At 62.7% G+C, this 20202-nt stretch carries 18 protein-coding genes; 12 read left to right on the top strand and 6 right to left on the bottom strand.

Features of this window, described 5'->3' with window-relative positions; all coding sequences use genetic code 11:
• Window positions 1–198: 198 nt before the first annotated feature.
• Both GWE18_RS28350 and GWE18_RS28355 read right to left on the bottom strand, forming a co-directional pair.
• Window positions 199–1446 carry a multidrug effflux MFS transporter gene (locus GWE18_RS28350; protein WP_275188999.1) on the bottom strand — a complete coding sequence of 416 codons (1248 nt, stop codon included), beginning with the start codon at window positions 1444–1446 and terminating at the stop codon, window positions 199–201.
• A 107-nt stretch (window positions 1447–1553) separates the two neighbouring features.
• Window positions 1554–2309: a helix-turn-helix domain-containing protein gene (locus GWE18_RS28355; RefSeq protein WP_275189000.1), complete on the bottom strand. Its 756-nt coding sequence runs from the start codon at window positions 2307–2309 to the stop codon at window positions 1554–1556.
• 252 nt (window positions 2310–2561) lie between these two features.
• Between GWE18_RS28355 and GWE18_RS28360 the strand changes: the two genes are divergently transcribed.
• The 5 genes from GWE18_RS28360 (at window position 2562) to GWE18_RS28380 (ending at window position 8347) form a co-directional block, all read left to right on the top strand.
• Entirely contained in the window at window positions 2562–3572 is a 1011-nt protein-coding gene (locus GWE18_RS28360; protein WP_275189001.1) for a tripartite tricarboxylate transporter substrate binding protein, read from the top strand.
• Window positions 3573–3665: 93 nt separating this feature from the next.
• Complete coding sequence (locus GWE18_RS28365; RefSeq protein ID WP_275189002.1) at window positions 3666–4448, top strand: enoyl-CoA hydratase/isomerase family protein; 783 nt, start codon at window positions 3666–3668, stop codon at window positions 4446–4448.
• Window positions 4449–4456: 8 nt separating this feature from the next.
• Window positions 4457–6565, top strand: a complete 2109-nt coding sequence (locus tag GWE18_RS28370) for an acetate--CoA ligase family protein (protein WP_275189003.1) — start codon at window positions 4457–4459, stop codon at window positions 6563–6565.
• 147 nt (window positions 6566–6712) lie between these two features.
• On the top strand, window positions 6713–7714 hold the full coding sequence (hemC, locus tag GWE18_RS28375; protein WP_275189004.1) for a hydroxymethylbilane synthase: 1002 nt from the start codon (window positions 6713–6715) through the stop codon (window positions 7712–7714).
• A 249-nt stretch (window positions 7715–7963) separates the two neighbouring features.
• Window positions 7964–8347 (top strand): cupin domain-containing protein, encoded by a 384-nt coding sequence (locus tag GWE18_RS28380; RefSeq protein ID WP_275189006.1) that lies wholly within the window; start codon window positions 7964–7966, stop codon window positions 8345–8347.
• A 134-nt stretch (window positions 8348–8481) separates the two neighbouring features.
• On the opposite strand, the gene GWE18_RS28385 is transcribed toward GWE18_RS28380, so the two are convergent.
• The 3 genes from GWE18_RS28385 to GWE18_RS28395 all read right to left on the bottom strand — a co-directional run bounded on the left by GWE18_RS28385 (window position 8482) and on the right by GWE18_RS28395 (window position 11189).
• On the bottom strand, window positions 8482–8706 hold the full coding sequence (locus GWE18_RS28385; protein ID WP_275189007.1) for a hypothetical protein: 225 nt from the start codon (window positions 8704–8706) through the stop codon (window positions 8482–8484).
• 538 nt (window positions 8707–9244) lie between these two features.
• Window positions 9245–10045, bottom strand: a complete 801-nt coding sequence (locus GWE18_RS28390; RefSeq protein ID WP_275189008.1) for an SDR family NAD(P)-dependent oxidoreductase — start codon at window positions 10043–10045, stop codon at window positions 9245–9247.
• Between the two features lie 199 nt (window positions 10046–10244).
• A complete protein-coding gene (locus GWE18_RS28395; RefSeq protein ID WP_275189010.1) occupies window positions 10245–11189 on the bottom strand; it encodes a hypothetical protein in 945 nt (314 codons plus the stop codon).
• Window positions 11190–11383: 194 nt separating this feature from the next.
• On the opposite strand from GWE18_RS28395, the gene GWE18_RS28400 reads away from it, so the two are divergent.
• The 6 genes from GWE18_RS28400 to GWE18_RS28425 all read left to right on the top strand — a co-directional run bounded on the left by GWE18_RS28400 (window position 11384) and on the right by GWE18_RS28425 (window position 18459).
• Window positions 11384–13279: an indolepyruvate ferredoxin oxidoreductase family protein gene (locus GWE18_RS28400; RefSeq protein WP_275189011.1), complete on the top strand. Its 1896-nt coding sequence runs from the start codon at window positions 11384–11386 to the stop codon at window positions 13277–13279.
• Window positions 13207–13695 (top strand): DUF6537 domain-containing protein, encoded by a 489-nt coding sequence (locus GWE18_RS28405; RefSeq protein ID WP_275189012.1) that lies wholly within the window; start codon window positions 13207–13209, stop codon window positions 13693–13695. The genes GWE18_RS28400 and GWE18_RS28405 overlap by 73 nt, the downstream gene beginning before the upstream one ends.
• Before the next feature lie 144 nt (window positions 13696–13839).
• Window positions 13840–14265, top strand: coding sequence for a hypothetical protein (locus GWE18_RS28410; protein ID WP_275189013.1), 426 nt, complete (start codon window positions 13840–13842; stop codon window positions 14263–14265).
• A 248-nt stretch (window positions 14266–14513) separates the two neighbouring features.
• Window positions 14514–16094 (top strand): alkaline phosphatase D family protein, encoded by a 1581-nt coding sequence (locus GWE18_RS28415; RefSeq protein ID WP_275189014.1) that lies wholly within the window; start codon window positions 14514–14516, stop codon window positions 16092–16094.
• Window positions 16095–16428: 334 nt separating this feature from the next.
• Window positions 16429–17445, top strand: a complete 1017-nt coding sequence (locus GWE18_RS28420) for a Gfo/Idh/MocA family oxidoreductase (protein ID WP_275189015.1) — start codon at window positions 16429–16431, stop codon at window positions 17443–17445.
• 30 nt (window positions 17446–17475) lie between these two features.
• Window positions 17476–18459: a tripartite tricarboxylate transporter substrate-binding protein gene (locus GWE18_RS28425; protein WP_275189016.1), complete on the top strand. Its 984-nt coding sequence runs from the start codon at window positions 17476–17478 to the stop codon at window positions 18457–18459.
• Between the two features lie 85 nt (window positions 18460–18544).
• Here the strand turns inward: GWE18_RS28425 and GWE18_RS28430 are convergent, their stop codons facing one another.
• Window positions 18545–18727, bottom strand: a complete 183-nt coding sequence (locus GWE18_RS28430; RefSeq protein ID WP_275189017.1) for a hypothetical protein — start codon at window positions 18725–18727, stop codon at window positions 18545–18547.
• A gap of 239 nt (window positions 18728–18966) precedes the next feature.
• Here GWE18_RS28430 and GWE18_RS28435 point away from each other — a divergent pair, with 239 nt between their 5' ends.
• Window positions 18967–20139, top strand: coding sequence for an acetyl-CoA C-acyltransferase (locus GWE18_RS28435; RefSeq protein WP_275189018.1), 1173 nt, complete (start codon window positions 18967–18969; stop codon window positions 20137–20139).
• The last annotated feature ends 63 nt before the right edge of the window (window positions 20140–20202 follow it).

A 20202-nucleotide genomic window follows, 5' to 3' on the forward strand; every position in this document is an offset into this window, starting at 1 on the left:
CCGTAACACCATCCATGTGAGGGACGACCGCCCGCCTTCCAAGCAAGCCGCGCGAAGCGCGCATTCAACAGCGCCGTAGCAAGCGCGGCTTGCTTGGAGGGCAGACCGGGCCCGTTACCCCATCTACGAATTTCAGCCATGCCGTTGGATTAGGGCACAAATTGCCTCGCTGCGTCGGCCCGAACGCAGATGGGGCGGTCACACCTTCACGCCATGCGGTCGGAACAGCCGGCCTTTCTCCACCACCAGCACCACGGCGAGCGCGGCCAGCGTGCAGAGCAAGAAGCCGGTCGCGAACGGCACCAGGGTGCCGTCGTAATCCTGGCCGATGGTGGCGCCGATGCCGATGGCGAGCAGGGTGGTGATCGAGCCGTACAGCGACGCAGCGGTGCCGGCGATATGGCCCTGCGGCTCCATGGCGAGCGCGGTGAAATTGGCGATCATCAACCCGAACGCAAACATCATCGATACCGAAAGCACCATGAACAGTGGCAGGGGCAGCATCTGCATCTTCGCCGCCACCAGCATGGTCGCGGCGATGACCACGAAGCCGACCAGCGCGCTGTGGGAGAGCACGCGCATGCCGAGGCGGCCGACGAGGCGGGAATTGACGAACCCGGCGATCGCGGTTCCGACGGCGACGCCGGCAAACGCAACCGGAAAATAATGTCCGAGCTGGTAGATGCCGGTGAACACCTGCTGCGAGATGAATACGAAGGCGAACAGCGAACCCAATACGCCGCCGGCCGCCAGCGCATAACCCAGCGTCTGGCGATTGGTCACGGTCTGGCGGAACGCATCGAACACCGCGCGAACCGCGAGCGACCTGCGGTTGGCGACAGGCAGCGTCTCCGGCATGCGCAGCGCACTCCAAACCAGCGCCACCACGCCATACAGCATCAGCACGATGAAGATGCCGCGCCATTGCGTCAGCATCAGCACGGCCTGGCCGAATGCGGGGGCGATGACCGGCACGGCAATGAACACCATCATCGCCAGCGACATCACGCTCGCCATACGCCGGCCGGCGTAGCAGTCGCGGACGATCGAGGTCGCAATCACGCGCGTAGCCGAAGTGCAGAGGCCCTGCAGCGCGCGCGCCAGCAGCAAGGTTTCAAAAGAAGGAGCCGCGATCGCAAGCAGGCTGGCGATACAATAGACGGCCATGCCGCCGAGCAGGACCGGCCGCCGCCCGAACCGGTCGGACAGCGGGCCCATCACGAACTGGCCAACGCCGAAGCCGACCAGAAAGATCGACAGCACCATCTGCGGCCGGTTGGCTGAGGTGATGTGGAAGGCGGATGCGATGTTCGGCAGCGCCGGCAGCATCATGTCCATCGCAAGCGGATTGAGCGCCATGATGGAGGCGATCACGATGACGAATTCGGGGAAGCCCATCGGGCGGTGGCCTGAAGCGGCCAAGGCATCGGCACTGGTATCGGACAACGAAAAATCCTTTTTCAGGTGGCACCTTATGGAGTTTGGTGCGCTGCACAATCGGCGTTTTCGGAATGGCAGACCATCGGTAAGTGGGCCTTGAACGCGCAACACTCTTATTTGCCGGCGAGTGCCTCATTGCACCTCTTTGCAAACGCCAGGAGATAGGCACCCATCTCGGCGGACAGCCGTGAGGTGGGTTGCACATTCTGCGTGCTCATATTAAGCGCGTACACTGGCAGACCCTTGACGATGATTGGTGTCGCAACAGCCAGAACGCCGCGCTGCCACGAGGCGGCGCAATAACCATCGCGCTTGACGGATCGGATCGATCTTTGCACCTCGGCGAGCAAGTTCTGCGTTGCGCCGGCACCGCGCCGCTTGAAGGTCGCAAATAGTTTGGCTCGTTCTTGTTCGGTTATGCCCGCCAGATAGGCGCGCCCGAGCGAGGTCGATTCCATCGGCACCTGCTGCCCCGCAACGACATTGCGTAGCGCTACGCGCGGGTTGAAGCGGACCGATTCCAGATACACCATCATTGAGCGGTCCGCGGTGGCCAATCCAACATTCATCTTCCGCCGCATGGATTCAACGCGCATCATCGGGCCCAAGGCGTTGAGGATTGGCGAGCTCATACGCATCGCGTGCCCGAAGCTGATCACCGCCGCGGCCAGCCTGTAGGCGCGTTCGCTGCGAACATCGTCCAGCATGCCGGCTTGGACAAGCGTGCGAGTGAGCCGGCTGACCGTCGCTCGCGGAATCCCGGTTCGCTCCGCGATCTCTCCATTTCCGAGAACATCGATTCCCTGCCGGAACGCCCGCAAGATCTCGACGCCCCTCTGCAACGAACGATTGCCGTCAGCAGAGTTCATCCGTGGCTCCTCCTCGGCTCGTCTAATGGATAGGCGGAATACAAGGCAGGACGCAAGCGGCCACCGCTCTTGGACCAACTCAGCCGCGTCGCGGACGTCAAACCGCCCGGCCGCCAATTCCACTAGGTGGAAATGGGCCCAAGGAACGCGGGCTTGCATGTGCTACCGCATAGCGCGGCCCGGATAAGCAGGAAGCCGCCGTGACAGAAGGCATTTTCAAAATGCTCGAACAACAGCCAAAGGGAGGTACGCATGCAGAAGAGCAATGTCACCCGTCCTTCAGGACCCGCAGCACGCCGGGGCCTGCAGATCAGTCTTGCCGCTTTATCGCTGGTAGCGGCATTGGCCGCCACCCCGGTTCGAGCCGAATACCCCGCCAAGATCATCAAGATCGTGGTTCCCTTCGCATCCGGCGGCGGTACCGACGTCATCGCGCGAACGCTGGCTCAAGAAATCTCGTCGGATCTGGGCAAGTCGGTCATCATCGAAAACAAGCCGGGGGCCGGCACCATCATCGGAACGAAGACTGTCGCCGCCAGCGAGCCTGATGGCTACACGCTGCTGCTGGCAAGCTTCTCCCATGCGGTCAATCCGAGTTTGAACGACAAGCTTCCATTTGATCCGCACAAGGATTTCGCGGCGGTCTCGCTGATCGCGCGATCCCTCAACATCGTCGTGGTGAATCCGGCATCGAAGATCAAATCGATCCCCGACCTGATCGCGGAAGCCAAGGCTAACCCTGCGAAGCTCAACTACGGCACGTTCGGGACGGGAACTTCGGCCCATTTGGCGGGGGAGCTGTTCAAATCGATGGCGAATGTGAACCTGACAACGGTGTCTTACAGGGGCGCTGCGCCGGCGATCACCGATCTCCTGGGCGGCCAGATCGATGTCATTTTCACCACGGTGGCAAGCGCAGCCTCGCTTGTCGGAGCTGGGCAACTCCGAGCACTGGCCGTCACGACTGCCGAGCGCTCGCCCGCGTTCCCCGATTTGCCGACGGTCGCCGAAAGCGGGCTGCCAGGCTACGCCGCTGAGAGTTGGTACGGATTGTACGCGCCGGCCAAGACGCCCGCGCCGATCATCGAGCGTCTAAACAAGGCCGTCGCCAAGGCCATTCAGTCCGCAGCTTTCAAACGGCTCGAGAGCAACGAAGGCCTGATCACGGTCGGCGGCTCCCCCGAAGAACTCGATCGCTATGTTCAGGATGAGGAAGCCCGATGGCGCAAGCTGATCAAGAACGCGAATATCAAGGTGGAATAGCGCTCCGCAATCTTGGCCCACATCCCTGCGCTTTGACGAAGTCACGCCGCGCCGCGAGCGTACTAGATTCCTTCACCGGTTTGAGAGGTAACCATGACGAGCCTGGTCGAGTTGTCAGTTGAGGATTCAGTCGCGATCGTGAGGTTAAACAGGCCGGATGTGCGCAACGCCATCAATGACGAGATGCGCGCTCAGTTCATCGCCGCACTCGATCGAGCAGGTAACGACGAGGCCGTGCGCGCCGTCGTTTTGACCGGAAATGGCAAGTCGTTCTGTTCGGGGGGCGACATTTCCGGCATGCGCGATCGGCTGCAGGCGCCGTCCGGAAAGGTGGCATTCAACGGCTGGCGGCGGCAGCAGCAGACTCACAGGAGCGTTGCGGCGCTTCACGGCATGGGAAAGGTGACTGTCGCCGCCGTGAACGGCGCTGCGGCGGGTCTCGGATGCGATATCGCGCTCGCGTGCGATTTCATCGTGGCCTCGGAAGATGCCGTGTTCAGCATGAGTTTTGTTCGTCGTGGATTGGTTTCCGATGGTGGAGGAATGTACTTCTTGCCGCGTCGGGTAGGTTTGTCGCGCGCGAAAGAGATGATCTTCACCGGCCGCACCGTGAGTTCAACCGAAGCTCTCGCGATTGGACTGGCGGATCGCGTGCGTCCGGCTGCGACGCTCGTGCATGACGCCGCAGCATGGGCGCGCGATCTCAGTCGGGGTTCTATCGCAGCGATCGCTCTAACCAAGAGTATCGTGGACCGCACATTTGAAACTGCGGAAGAGCAGGTCTTTGCGCTCGGCCGGGAAGCCCAGGCCATCTGCTACACGACGTCCGAACACCGGGAATCCGTCGCGGCATTCCTCGACAAATCCGCGCGCTAGGGGGCGATATGGATTCGCTGGAACGTTTGATCCGACCGAAGAGCGTGGCGATTGTCGGCGCTTCAGCCGATGCCGGCAAACTGACCGGCCGTCCGCTGGCCTTTCTGGAGAAGTATGGCTACGGGCATGAGGTCTTCCCGGTCAATCCGCGCTATCAATCGATTGGACGCTATCCGTGTTTTCCGGATATCCGGTCGCTGCCGCATGCTCCCGATGTCGCGATAGTCCTGATCGGCTCCAGCCGTGTTCTCGACGCGGTGAAGGATCTGGGAGCCATTGGAACGGGGGCGGCGGTCGTTCTTGCCGGCGGATTCGGTGAAAGCGGCGCGGAAGGAATGGCGCGACAGCAACGTCTGAAAAGCGCAGCCGGCAATATGCGGCTTCTTGGACCGAATACGATCGGCCTCGTCAATGTCACCGACGGCATCGCCCTCTCCGCGAGCGCGGCCCTCCAGATCAACCAACTCGTGCCCGGGTCCATCGCGCTGGTTTCCCAAAGCGGGGGAATCCTCGGATCGCTGCTGTCGAGAGCTGAGGCCCAGGGTATCGGGTTTTCCAAACTGGTCGCGACGGGCAACGAATCAGACATCGACGTGTCCGATCTGATCAACTACCTGGTCGATGATCCCGCCACGAAAGTGATTGCGCTCTATCTGGAGGGCCTTCGCAAGCCGATGCAGTTTCGGCAGGCGGCACTGCGGGCAGCGGAAGCTGGCAAGCCAATTGTCGTCTTCAAAGTCGGACGATCGGAGTCTGGTATCCAGTCGGCAAGTTCGCATACCGGAGCGTTGGCGGGATCGGATGTCGTCTACGATGCATTGTTCAGGCAACTCGGCATCATCAGAGCACTGTACTTCTCTGATCTGCTCGATATCCCGCTCGCGCTGAGTTCTGGGCGCCGATTGAAAGGCCGCCGCGTCGCCGTGGTAACATCAACTGGCGGCGCGGCGAGCTTGGTCGCTGATGCAGCCGGCCTGGCGGGGTTCGAAACCCCGGCACCAGACCCCATGACGGCTGGGCGCCTGAAGGCTCTGAATATTCCCGATGCCGTGCTGGATAGAAACCCCATCGACGTTACGCTCGCGGGCGTGAAATCCGAGTACTTTCGAGATGTGCTCGACAGCGTGCTCGAAAGTCCTTCCTACGATGCAGTTGCCGTCATTTTGGGTTCGTCTTCGATCACGGAACCGGAGACTGTCGGCGCACCGTTGCGTGATTGTTTCGTCGGGACCGACAAGCCCGTTGTGGTATTTGCCAGCCCCCACGCGCCGCACGCGGTCAAGCATCTCAATCTCGCGGGCATACCAACCTTCGCCGCGCCTGAGGCCTGCGCCGCGGCATTTTCCGCAATGTGGCGCATGCACCGAAAGACCTCCCCGCAAACCGGCGATCCGGCCATGCCCGTGGCCGTCGGGGCCGACATCCGGCGCATGCTGCGTCCCGGTCCTCTCAATGAGTATGAGAGCAAGGCGCTATTTGCGAAATTCGGCGTTCCGGTCACCCGTGAGATCTGTGCCGCCACGCCCGAGGAAGCCGCGTCTGCAGCGGCACACTTCCAGAGCAACGTCGTCATCAAGGCGCTTTCACGCGACGTGCTTCACAAATCCGATGTCGGCGGAGTTGCAGTCAACATCTCTTCCAGCGATGTCGCGGCCACTTGCACGCGGATGGCGGAAACATTCTCGTTGGCGACGAATCGAAAGGCGGAAGGATTTCTGGTCCAGGAACTGGTGACCGGCGCGATCGAACTGATCCTGGGCCTCAAGCATGACAATCAGCTTGGGCCTTCGATCCTGTTGGGCATGGGCGGCATCGCCGCTGAACTTTACAAGGACACCGTCGTGAGGCTGGCGCCGCTTTCGCGAAAGGATGCTGAGGAAATGATCGGCGAGTTGAAGTCCGCCCCACTGCTGAGCGGCTTTCGCGGCCGCCCGGTTGCGGATGTCGAGGCCCTTATCGACGCCATGCTTGCATTTTCGAGCATGGTATCTTCGATCGGGACAAACCTGCTGGAGGCGGAGATCAATCCCTTGTTTGTCTTGCCGCGGGGGAGCGGGGTGAAGGCGGCGGACGGCGTCGCGGTGGTGGCGGCGGACAAAGCCGAGATCGGAGGTTAAAAACCTGGCGAAACAGGCCGTTGCGGTGCACAATGGGCACTCCAGAACAAACGGCCCGCCGTTACCCAAGGAGTTGTTCTGGTGGGTCGCTTGCTCTATCCCCCTACGCACGAAACAACAGCTTGATCGCCTTCGAACGGAGACCTTGTGTCGGGACAGACCTTGAAGATCGGCACGCGCAAGAGCGTGATGGCGCTGGCGCAGACGGAAGCGATCGCGCGGCTGCTCCGCGCCGCCGATCCCACGCTCGACGTCGAAATCGTCAAGTTCGAAACCCGCGGCGATCAGGACCAGACCAGCAAACTGCTGCGCCACGGCGGCAAGGGCGGCGCCTTCGTCGCCGAAATTCGCGAAGCCATGCGCGGCGGCGAATTGCAGGCGGCGATGCATTCGCTCAAGGACGTTCCCGGCAACGAGGAGACGCCTGGCCTGATCATCGCGGCCACCCTGCCGCGCGACGCCGCCAACGACGCGCTGGTGTTGCGTCCCGGCGTCTCGCTGGAGGATTTCCGCGCATCGAAGGGCAGGGGCTTCAAGATCGGCACCAATGCGGTGCGCCGTGCAGCCTATCTGCGCCGCCTGTTTCCCGAGGCGACCGTGATTCATTTTCGCGGCGCGGCTGATACCCGCGTCGCAAAACTCGATCGCGGCGACAAGCAGCGGCTTCCCAAAGGCGGCAAGGTCGGCCCGGCGGACGCGCTGGTGATGGCGCGATCGGGGCTCGAGCGCATCGGAATGGCTTCACGTATCGTCCATGACTTTTCGGTTCGCGAGATGCTGCCGGCAGTGGGGCAGGGCATCGTCGCGGTCGAATGCGTCGAGAAGGATTGGCTCACCCGCGGGCGCCTCGCCAGGATCGAGGATGCCTCGTCACGGCTTTGCGCCGAGGCCGAGCGCGAGGTGCTGTGGGTGTTGAACGGCCATTGCAATTCGCCGATCGCCGGCCATGCCACGCTCGCAGGCGGCGAGATGACGCTGACGGCTGCTGTGCTCGATGAAGCCGGCGACCGCTTCATCGAGGTCTCGCAGCGTGGCTCCGCGGACCGGCCCCGCGAACTCGGCCGCGCCGTCGGTCTCGACCTGCTCGACAAGGGCGCCGCCGAAATCATCGCGCGCACACGGCCGGAGGAAACGTCGCTGCTTTCGTGAAGCTGCCGACATCGCGCCCAGCGTCATTGCGGGCCAACTGGTCGCGAATGCGCGCCCGATGACAAGCAATCCATCTATCCCCGAGCCGAAATGTGGATTGCTTCGCTGCGCTCGCAATGACGTGGATAGGCCGCGGGGTATGTGCGGTGGCGCAATGGCGGCGGTGAGTGTCACAGCCACAAAATCTTCTTCATCGATCGTTTATATCGATGGCGGTGCGCTGGTGACCTGACGGCAGAGGAGGCCATCATGGCTTCAGAAAATAACGGCGCCTTCATCCGCAACATCGCTGAAGTGCCGTGGCGCGAGTTCCCCAATCATTTCGGCGGCGCGCTGTCGAAACCGCTGGTGATGCCGGAGACCGCAGGGTCCCGTCACATCGACTACCGCATTTCGATGTATCAGCCGATGGCGCATGTCGCGCGCCACAAGCATCTCGTGCAGGAACAGATCTATCACGTGCTCGAAGGCGAGGGGCTGATGGAGATCGCAGGCAAGAACCATGTGGTGCGCAAGCACGATTTCATCTTCCTGCCGCCCGGCGTCGAACATGCGATCTCGAATTCGGGGTTGGTCGATCTGGTGTTTTTGGTGATCACCTCGCCGGTGACGGACGGCGAAAAGCCTGTGTGAGGTGCGTTCCCCGGATGCTGCGCAGCACGAAGTGATGCGCTGCTGAGCCGGGGTCCATGTCCGCCATATGGGTCCCGGCTCTGTGGTGCATCGCCAAGAGGCGCTGCACCGCGTCCGGGACACGGAACCAAGAATCAAGCCGCCAGGTCCTGCAACAGCAGCGATGAGCCGCGAATCAGCACCTTGCGTCCCTTCGCTGTGATAACCGGCACATCGCCGTTCATCACGGCAAGTTCGAGCGCGATGAGGCCGTCGATCGTGAAGCGGCTCATGCGCGGCAGCCGTGAAGCTGGCGTCCGCAATGCCTTCAGCGTTTCCCACTGTGCCGGCGTCAGCTCGTAGTCGAATTCTTCGTTCATGGTACCTCGGCTTCCCACAATTCTTGTGGCGCCTCATAGCGAGCGCACATGAAATTCGTGCGACCGCAACGAGTCGGTATTTCGACAAGCGACGATGCGCTGTCACATCATCGTGTCATTGGAATCAATCGATTTTGTCGAATCACGCGGGCAGCCAAAAACAAACAACGCCGGCGCAGGTCGCGTGAGCAGGGACGCGTCAAAAAGACCGCCCAATCGCCGCAACCCTTAAGAGAAAGTTACTAACCAAAGGTAAATTTGCGGATGGGAGGAATGCGGTTTGTGCTGCGCGTGTTCTGTCAGACCTCATCCTGAGGAGGCGCGTAAGCGCAGTCTCGAAGGATGAATGGCACCAGCAGGGCCGCATGGTTCTCCCGGCGATGCGAAGCATCGTCCGGAGACGGCGCTAAAGCGCCTCCTCACCATAAGGGTTGAGCTGCCGTAGGGTGGGCAAAGCGAAGCGTGCCCACCATCTTTTTGGTGCCGAGAGAATGGTGGGCACGGCGCGGTGCGCCTTTGCCCACCCTACAGTCTAGGACTATCCCCGCCGCACACTCGCGCCGCCATCGACCGGCAGCGTCACGCCGGTAACAAAACTCGCTTCGTCCGAGGCGAGAAACAGCGCAGCGTTGGCGACGTCCCAGCCGGTGCCCATCTTCTGCCGCAGCGGAACTTTTGCGTCGCGTTCGGCCTCGACTTCGGCGCGGCTTTTTTTGAACTCGCGCGCACGGGTATCGACGGCCATCGGCGTGTTCATCAGCCCGGGCAGGATGACGTTGGCGCGGATGCCGTATTGCGCGTTCTGATAGGCGAGCTGTTCGGTGAAGGCGATCATCGCCGACTTGGTCGCCTTGTAGGCCACATAGGGATAGGTCGTGATCGCGGCCATTGAGGAGATGTTGATGATCGCGCCGCTGTTTTGCGCCCGCATGATCGGGATCACGTGCTTGGCGGCCCAGACGCAGCTCTTCAGGTTGATCGCTACGCAGCGGTCGAACGCTTCCTCTGAGATCTCGAGCAACTCGGCGTCGCCGCCGGAAAGGCTGACGCCGACATTGTTGTGCAGCACGTCGATGCGACCCCAGCGACCTTTCGCATCCTCTACCATCGCCTTGAGGTCGGCATTTTTGGTGACGTCGGCCTTGAACGCCGTCGCGGTGCCGCCGCTGGCGGCGATCATATCGACGGTCTCCTGCGCCGAGCCCAGATTATGATCGACGCACAAGACCTTCGCGCCTTCGCGCGCAAAAGTGAGCGCTGTGGCGCGGCCGTTGCCGATGCCCTCGCCGGGGCTTTGGCCGGCGCCGACGACGACGGCGACACGATCTTTCAGGCGCATCTCACTCCACTCCCGGGATCGGGTACTGTCTCAGTACCTCTTTATAATGGGGTTCGTTGTCGATCTTCATCGTCGCCAGCACGCGCAGCCGTTGCGCTTGAGCATGTCGCGATATTCGGGGGCGACCTGGTCGGCTTCGAGATAGGGCAGGCGGGCCATTTTGTTGTTGTCCTTGTTGGCGATGGCGGATCTAGCTCAGCTAGCCGTAGAGCGCTTTGTGCTCCCGCTCGTAATTGGCGTAGGAATCCTTGATGCTCGCCATGTTCAAGAGCATGGTTGCAACCGGTGTGTCGTCGGCGCCGAACACGGTGGTGCGTATCCACACGCTCTCGGTGCGGCGGCTGCCGCTCAGCGCAACGACCTCGCGCTCGGTGGTGTAGCCCTCACCGACGAATAGCGGGCCGCGCAGCAGGCGGATTTCCTGATCCGCAAACAGCCCGACGGCGGGCCCGCGCACCGGCAGCCGGTCCTCGCGCGCGCGGTATTGAAACAGCACGCTCAGCATCTCGAACGGGATGATCGCCCGGCCCCAGGGGTTGAGCTCCTGCGAATAATACGCCGAAGGTTCGGTGATGACCTTCAGCTTCTGCTCAAGCGAAAACGGATAGAGATCGCCCATGTGCTGGTCGAAATCCATCTTCACGGTCTGGCGGGGTGTCTTCATGCCGACCTTGAGGTCGGCGAGAATGACGGGATCGGCGAGCGGCTTCAGTTCGCCGAGCCGCCGCGCCAGCGCAGTCTCAGATCCGTCGCCGCCAACCGACGCGGTGCCGCGCAAAATCTCGGTGCCGTCGCGCTTGGTCATGCCGATCGCGCAAGTTGTCTGGCCGGGCTTGGGCCTTTCGATGTTGGCCTGGACTTCCTCGCCCTCGAAGGCGGGATTGCGGTAATGCGCGGAGAGGCAGCCGGTCTCGAACCAATCCTGGCCCCAGATTCGTTCGCATAGCGGCGCAAACTGGCTGAAATGGGTCGGGCCCTCGATGGTGCCGCCCTGAAACCCGAGCTTCTGCGCGGTCGCATCGTCGTGGATCGAGGCGTGGGAGTCGTAGACCTGCGCGTGAAGCATCTGCTTCGGGCTCCGCCACGGCCCAACGAGCAGATTGCCGCTCTCCAGTATCTCGGTCCTGAACGCCGGTTCTGTCATCCCTGGTGTCTCCCTTTACTCCCAAGCGTTTCAAAGAAGACGGGCTTCGGCAAGAGGCCGGCTGATCCGCAAGATGGTGAGATATGTCCTGCGGCCATGAATCCACGCTGGGCACGCATAGCAAAATCAGTGCATTCTGTTCCCAATTAGACCGGTTCAAACAACCGGCGGAACGCGCGACGGGGAGCGGACGAATGGCGTTGATGGAAGTGGGTCTGGACGACAAATACCGTCTGGATGCGAAGCGGATTTTTCTTTCCGGTACGCAGGCGCTGGTCCGCCTTCCCATGTTGCAGCGCGAACGCGACCGCGCTGCAGGACTCAACACTGCGGGTTTTATCTCCGGATACCGCGGCTCGCCGCTCGGCATGTACGACCACGCGCTGTGGCGCGCGAAGACCTTCCTCAAGCAGCATGACATTGAGTTCTCCCCCGGCCTCAACGAGGACCTGGCGGCAACGGCGGTGTGGGGCAGCCAGCAGGTCGGCATGTTTCCCGGCGCCAAGGTCGATGGCGTATTTGGCATCTGGTACGGCAAGGGGCCCGGCGTCGATCGTTCCGTCGACGCGCTGAAGCACGCCAATTCGGCAGGCACCTCGCCGAATGGCGGCGTGATTGCGCTGGCCGGCGATGACCATGGCTGCCAGTCCTCGACACTGGCCCATCAGAGCGAGCAGGTGTTCGCCGCGGCGCTGATGCCGGTGGTCAACCCGGCAACGCTGCAGGATTACCTCGATCTCGGCATCTTGGGCTTTGCGCTGTCGCGCTACTCAAGTTGCTGGGTCGGCTTCAAGGCGATTTCCGAAACTGTTGAAAGCTCGGCCTCGATCGTCAGCGATCCCGATCGCATCAAGATCATGTTGCCCGATGATTTCGAAATGCCGCCGGGCGGGCTTTCGATCCGCTGGCCGGATGGACCGCTGGAGCAGGAGCGGCGGCTGCACGGACCGAAGATGCAGGCGGTCGCGGCGTTCACGCGCGTCAATCGCTTCGATCGCATCGTGCTGGATTCAAAGCCGGCGCGGCTTGGCATCATGGCGACCGGCAAGGCCTATCTCGACGTCCGGCAGGCGCTGGCCGATCTCGGCATATCAGACGCCGAGGCGCAGGTGCTGGGCTTGCGCATCTACAAGGTGGCGCTGACCTGGCCGCTGGAGGAATCCGGAGCAAAGGCGTTCGCGGAAGGCTTGCAGGACGTGCTCGTCGTCGAGGAAAAGCGCGGCTTCATCGAGGACCAGCTCCTGCGCATTCTCTACAACGTCGATGCCTCCAAGCGGCCCTCCGTAGTTGGCAAGCGCGACGAGAGCGGCGCGCCGCTGTTGCCGAGCGAAGGTGAGTTGACACCGACCATGGTCTCGGCGGCCATTGTCGCGCGGCTGCGCAGGCTCGGCCATCGCAGCCCGGCGCTGGAACAGCGCCTCGCCAAGCTCGAAGCGTTCGATCGGCCGGCGGAGGGCATTGGTGCGGCAAAACTGCAGCGGACGCCGTATTTCTGTTCGGGCTGTCCGCACAACACCTCGACCAAGATCCCCGAGGGCAGCCGCGCGATGGCCGGCATCGGCTGTCACGGCATGGCGCTGTCTGTGCCGAACCGCCGGACACAGACGATCTCGCATATGGGTGCGGAAGGCGTCACCTGGATCGGGCAGGCACCATTCACCAGCGAACAGCACGTGTTCCAAAATCTCGGCGACGGCACTTATACCCATTCCGGGCTGTTGGCGATCCGCGCGGCGGCAGCTTCCGGCGTCAACATCACCTACAAGATCCTCTACAACGATGCGGTGGCGATGACCGGCGGCCAGCCGGCCGAGGGCGGACTGACGGTGTCGCAGATCGCGCACCAGGTTTCGGCGGAAGGCGCCAAGCGCCTCGCCATCGTCTCCGACGATCCGGAAAAGTATCCGTCGAACTATTTCCCATCAGGCGCGACCATCCATCACCGCCGCGAACTCGACGCGGTACAGAAGGAGCTGCGCGAGGTCAAAGGTCTCACCGTCCTGATCTACGACCAGACGTGCGCGGCGGAGAAGCGCCGCCGTACGAAGTCGCCCGGCTTTATTCCGACGGCGAGTTTGCGAAAACGCTGAAGGAGCAGTTCGACGGCGGCCCCGGCGTCAAAGTCAGCCTCGCACCGCCGCTGCTTGCTTCCCGCGACAGGGCGACCGGGCATCTGCGCAAGCGCGAGTTCGGCTCCTGGATCTTCCGCGCCTTCGAACTCTTGACGCGGTTCAAGTTCCTGCGCGGCACCGCATTCGATCCGTTCGGCTACACGGCCGAGCGGCGGATGGAGCGCGCCTTGCCGGGTGAATATTCCGCGATGATCTTCCGCCATCTCGACAAGGCGAAGCCGCATGACTGGCCACGTCTGGTAGCGCTGGCAAAATCCGCGGAACTCGTTCGCGGCTACGGCCACATCAAGGAAGCCAATGTCGCGAAATACCGCGCGGAGTGTGTGCGGCTGGAAGCCGCGATTGGCCAGGAAGTGGCGCAGGCAGCCGAATAGAGGGAGTTCATCCGGCTCGTGAAGTTCTTCACGGCCGGGATCACTCACCAGCAACCCTGAGGGCGGAACCGGCTGGAATTGTCCGGCCGCCTTCCTACATGAGGATCGTTCTTCAAACCTTTGGTTGATTTCAGGAGGCCTGCGATGGTCCTGAAAGGCGCTATTGCGGCAGTACTTTGCACGGGGTTCCTGATGTCGGGGGGCACCGCGCTAGCGGATGAATACCGTGCAGGCGAGATCCTTGGTCTCGATCTCCCCGAGGCCCTGCTTTCGCCGAAGCGGCTCGGCCCGCCGACGCAATTCGCGCCGGTGCGGATCGAAGCCAGAACCGACCGCAAGCCGGTGAAGACGGAGCGCGTGGTTGTGCCTAAGGCTGCCGAGCGGAACGTGGTTCCGAGGCCCGCCGAGCGCAAGCCCCGCGTCGTGCAGGAGCGTGTGGAGAAGCCGCGCGCTGCGGTCCGCGCCAAACTTGCGCGTCGCCCTACCAATCCGCTCGACGCGCAGGCGCGCGACACGCGGATCCAGACCTGGCCGTGCAGGTCCGGCGGCATCTGCGACTGGCAGCGCTGACGTTCTCGTTGCGCGGCAACCATCAACCCTCATGGTGAGGAGGCGCGCAGCGCCGTCTCCGGACGATGCTACGCATCGCCGGGAGAACCACGAGGCCCCGCTGGCTGCGCGGAATTGATGGGTATCGCTGCGCTCCACCCATCCTACGGCTCTGCGATTCCGCCGCGTCATCCACCTGTCGTAAAACCTTAGACGTAGAGTCAAACTCTACAGGCACACCTTCGTCGTGATTCGACGAGGGTGCTTCGATGCCGATTGCGATACGCGCCGGGCAAAGCTTGAACCGGCGTCAATTGTTGGTCCGCTCCGCCGCAACATGTGCCGTCGCCGGTCTCGGCAGTCTCGCCAGACCCTACCTCAGCCGCGCCGCGGATCGGCCGCTCATCACGAGCGGCATTCAATCGGGCGACGTCTCGGCCGACTCCGCGGTGATCTGGGCACGCGCCGATCGCGCCGCCCGCATGCAGGTCGAGTGTTCGACGCTCGAGAGCTTCAATACCGTCATCGGCTCGGCGACCGCCGACGCCTTGCCGGACAGCGATTTCACCTCAAAGGTGCTGCTCGACGGCCTGCCGCCCGGGCAGGACATTTTCTATCGCGTGCGGTTTGAAAGCATCGACGGGCAGGGGCTCGCCGGCGAGACGCAGCTCGGGCACTTCCGCACCGCCCCGACGTCGCGAAGTTCGATATCGTTCGCGTGGTCAGGCGACACAACGGGCCAGGGTTGGGGCATCGACGAAAGCCGCGGCGGCATGCGGACTTACCGCACCATGCTCGACAACCGTCCGGACTTCTTCATCCATTCCGGCGATCACATCTATGCGGATTGCCCGGTGGAGCGGGAGTTGAAGCTGCCCGATGGCGGCGTCTGGCGGAACATCGTTACCGAAGAAAAGTCCGTCGTCGCCTGCAGCCTCGCCCAGTACCGCGGCAACTACAAATACAATTGGCTCGACGAAAGCTTTCGCGCCTTCCATGCCGCCGTTCCGTTGTTCGCGCAATGGGACGATCATGAGGTCACCAACGACTGGGCGCCGATCGGCACGGCCGACGAGACCGGCTACGCCGAGGACGGGACTTCGCACCTGGTGGCGCGGGCGCGCCGCGCGTTCCATGAATTCATGCCGATGCGCGCGGCACCCGCGCAGGAGGACGGCCGCATCTATCGCAAGATCGCTTACGGCCCGCTGCTCGACGTCTTCATGATCGACATGCGCAGCTACCGCGATTCCACCTGGAATAAGCGCGACGACCACGGCGACACCTGCATTCTGGGCGCTGCGCAACTGGCGTGGCTGAAGCGCGAACTGGTGGCTTCCGATGCCACCTGGAAAGTGATCGCCGCCGATATGCCGATCGGGCTCATCAGCGAGGACGCTATTGCGCTCGGCGACGGTCCGCCGGAGCGGCGCGAGCACGAGATTGCCGACCTGTTGTCGTTCATGAAGCGCGCCGGCATCCGCAACACGGTGTGGCTGACCGCCGACATGCATTACACGGCTGCGCATCAATACGATCCGAATCGCGCGGCCTTTCAGGATTTCGAACCGTTCTGGGAATTCGTCTCCGGCCCGCTGCATGCCGGCACCTGGGCGCCGGCCCCGCTCGACAATACGTTCGGCCCCAAAGTGATGTTCCAGAAGGGCTGCAGCGGCGAGAACCTCGCCCCCTGTTACGGCATGCAGTTTTTCGGCCGCGTCGATATCGACGGCAAGACCGAAGTGATGACCGTGACGTTGAAAGACGTCGACAACCGCGACCTCTGGTCGGTCGATATCGAGCCCCGCCAGGATGCGCGGCCCGGCCAGATCATGGCGCAGCATATCTAACGTGTTCGATTGGGAGACCGTCGGCACGGAATCCCTCCATGTTCGCGCCTCATAGTCTGGATAGGTTTCGTCGCCTTGCTAACGGGTAGCGCGCATAACAGCATCTGGAAGTTGCGTATTGTTTCTTGAAGGAGGCGTTGCGGTGGCGCACAATTCACCTGTCCCTCCCGATCGGAGCGTTGCCATGTTTGTCGCCGAGCGGTGGTGATTGGGAGACCGATTTGCGGGTCGCCAGGATGGCCGTCGAGTCGATCGGCGCGGATTGGGAATGACATAGCAGGGGCCGGAGCCACCAACTCGGCCTCGGGAAGAGAGTTTTGGAGAGGGCAAAGTGATGAGTGCCGATCCGCTCCGCGTGGCCTGTATCGGGATGGGATGGTGGTCCGACGTTCTGGCGGATGCCATCCAGCGCTCGGGCAAGCTCGAGATCCGTAGCTGCTACACCCGGTCCGACGAAAAGCGCAGGAATTTCGCGGCAAAATATCGCTGCCGGCCGGCCGCGAGCTTTGAGGCGATACTCGCCGATGCCGAGATCGAGGCGATCATCAACACGACGCCGAACGATGTGCATCTGGCGACGACCTGCGCTGCCGCGGCAGCGGGCAAGCACGTCTTTCTGGACAAGCCGATCGCCAACAGCATCTCGGACGGCCGCGCCATCACCGAGGCCTGTCGCCGGGCCGGCGTCGTCCTGGCGCTCGGCTATCAGCGGCGGCGCGAGAGCCATTTCCGCTACATTAGGCAAGAGATCGATGCCGGTCGCTTCGGCAAGCTCGTTAACGCCGAGGCGAACATCAGCCGCGACCGACTCGGAAAGGTCGATCTCACCTCCTGGCGCTACCAGGCCGCGGACATGCCGGGCGGCGTGATGCTGCAGATCGGAATCCATTACATCGACGTGCTCGCGTACCTGATCGGGCCGATCCATGCAGTGTCCGCACAGTCGGTGCAACTGGTGCTGCCCGGCGACAACCCGGATGTCGCGAGCCTGATCCTGCAGCATGAGAACGGCGCACTTTCGACGCTGAACGCAAGCTACGCCTCGGCGTCCGAGTACTACCTAATGAATGTCTACGGCAAGGACCAGACGGCCTACTACGATCTGCACAACGGGCTCCGACTGCTGAGGCGTGGTGAAAGCCAGCCAGTCGTGGTGCCATGCGCGAGCAACGATACCCTGGTCGAGGAACTCGAGGAATTTGCTGCGGCAGCGCGCGGGCAGCGCCAGCACGAAGTCGGGGGCGAGGAAGCGACGAGATCGCTCGCAGTAGTGCGCGCCGGCATTCTCTCGGCGATTGAAGGACGTGGGGTCGAGGTTGCGGAAATATTGAACGGTGTGCGAAAAATGTGAGCGCGCAGCAGCACGGACAGGAGCCGCGTTATGAAACCTGGCATGGGGATCTGGAAAGCTTTCGCGATTGCAATGGTATTGGTCGGCATCGCGGGGAAGGTAGGCGCGCAGGACTACCCCTCCAGAGCGATCACGGTGGTCGTGCCGTTCCCTCCCGGAGGCGCAAGCGACGTCGTTGCGCGCATCGTTACCAACCAGATGTCGAAGACCCTCGGGCAATCCATCGTTATCGAGAACGTCAGCGGCGCCGGCGGCACGGTCGGCAGCGCGCGCGTCGCGGCGGCTGCACCCGACGGCTACACCCTGCTTGCCGCGGCGATGGGCTCGCATGTCGCAGCGCCGGTGCTGACGCCCAACCTGAAATACGATCCCGTTGCCGACTTCGTGCCGATCGGCTTCACCGCCCACTCCCCGGCAACCATTATCGCGCGGAAGGATTTCCCGGCCAAGGACCTGAAGGAATTCGTCGCAGCCCTCCGGCAACGCGGTGACGCGGTGAAGCAGGCCCATGGCGGCATCGGTGCGTCCTCGCATATGGCGTGTCTGCTGTTCACGGCGGAAATCGGCGCGAAGCCGGCGCTTGTTGCCTATCGTGGTTCAGGACCGGCATTGAATGATCTGGTCGGGGGGCACGTCGATTTCATGTGCGAGCAGTCGGTCAGCGTGGCGGAGTCGGTTCTGGCCGGCTCGGTCAAGGCGTTCGCGGTCTCTGCCGCGAAACGCCTCGATACGCTGCCCAATGTTCCGACGGCCAGGGAGGCCGGCATCAACTACGAGATGAGCGTCTGGGCAGGATTGTTTGCGCCGAAGGGCGTTTCGTCCGAAATCATCGCCAGGCTTTCCGACGCGCTTGAGCGAGCGCTTGATGAGGACGTCGTGCGCGAGCGGATTGCCCAACTCGGTGGCTCGATACCGGCAAAGGACGAACGCAGCCCGGCTGCCTTCGATCGCTTTGTTCGATCCGAGATCGCACGCTGGGCACCCATTCTTGCTACGGCCGGAACCGGAAAATGAGGCAAGTGAAGCAGTGGGCCGGGGAGGGACTGCTCAAACCTCGTGCTGCGAACTGCGATTGTCGAACAGTGCGCCACAAATTGGCTCAGGGCGTCACCTCGAGATAACCGCCCACCACCAGCAGTACTGAGAGCGTCACGACCACGCCGAGCACAGCGGCGATGATCGCGGGCAATTCATGGTTTTCCAGCCATTGTCGCAACGCCCTTACCATCGCACCCCTGACCTGGTCCTGATTGCTCCGCGCCTTGCACGCGGGTGATTTCAATAGCGGTCAATTTCGCTCAGTGAAATAGCTCGTCCATGCGTCTTTCGTCGCGCGTCGCGTCGCGCCGCTGCAAAAGCGGGAACGCCACCACGGCCTTGCCGAAGGACGGGCGTTGTGCAAATCCCCGCTCCGGGCCGGGCTGCGGGGCAATTCTTTTCCGCGGGCCGGAATTCGGGTTTTCGCTACACACGGGCGCGGCTCCAGTCCATACTGGATCGCATCAAAGGGAGGTCTTTCAAATGCGTGAAGCTGTCATCGTTTCCTATGCACGTACGGGGCTGGCAAAGTCCGGCCGCGGCGGGTTCAACATCACGCCGCCGATGTCGATGGCGGCTCACGCCATCAAGCACGCCGTCGAGCGCGCCGGGGTCGAGAAGGAGTATGTCGAGGACTGCTATCTCGGAAATTGCGCGCATGGCGCTCCCAATATCGGCCGCCAGGCCGCGCTGCTCGCGGGCCTGCCGAAATCGACGGCCGGCGTCTCCGTCAACCGGTTCTGCTCCTCCGGCCTGCAGACCATCGCGATGGCCGCCAACTCGATCCGCTCTGACGGCGCGGATTGCATCGTGGCCGGCGGCGTCGAGAGCATCTCGATCCCCGGCGGCGGCTCGCCCAAGGAATCGATCGATCCTGATTTGCTCAAGGCCGCGCCCGACATCTTCATGGCGATGATCGACACCGCCGATATCGTCGCCGAGCGCTACAAGGTCAGCCGTGAGTATCAGGACGAATACTCGCTGGAATCGCAGCGCCGCATGGCGGCCGCCCAGCAGGCCAACAAGTTCAAGGACGAAATCGTCCCGATGAAGACCAAGATGAAGGTGGTCGACAAAGCGACCAAGGCGGAAAGCATCGTCGACTACACCGTCGATCGCGACGAGTGCAACCGCCCCGAGACCACCATGGAAGGCCTCGCCAAGCTCGAGCCGGTCAAGGGCCCCGGCAAGTACGTCACCGCCGGCAACGCCAGCCAGCTCTCGGACGGTGCTGCGGCGGTCGTTCTGATGGAAGCCAAGGACGCCGAGAAGCGCGGCCTCAATCCGATGGGCCGCTTCGTCGCCTGGGCGGCCGCGGGCTGCGAGCCGGACGAGATGGGCATCGGCCCGATCTATGCCGTGCCGAAACTGTTGAAGCGCCACGGCCTGAAGGTCGACGACATCGATCTCTGGGAGCTCAACGAAGCCTTCGCCAGCCAGTGCCTCTATTCGCGCGACAAGCTCGGCATCGATCCCGAGAAGTACAATGTCAATGGCGGCTCGATCGCGATCGGCCACCCCTTCGGCATGACCGGTGCGCGTCTCACCGGCCACATCCTGCAGGAAGGTCGTCGGCGCAAGGCCAAGTGGGGCGTCGTCACGATGTGCATCGGTGGCGGCCAGGGCGGCGCAGGACTGTTCGAGATCTATAGCTGAGGTTTTTCGAACGGCGCGTTACTGAGAAGGCGCTCGCAACAAAGAAGATGGCTCCGCAAGGAG

Origin of the sequence: Bradyrhizobium sp. CSA112, from assembly GCF_029051645.1 — a bacterium.
Taxonomy (GTDB): domain Bacteria; phylum Pseudomonadota; class Alphaproteobacteria; order Rhizobiales; family Xanthobacteraceae; genus Bradyrhizobium.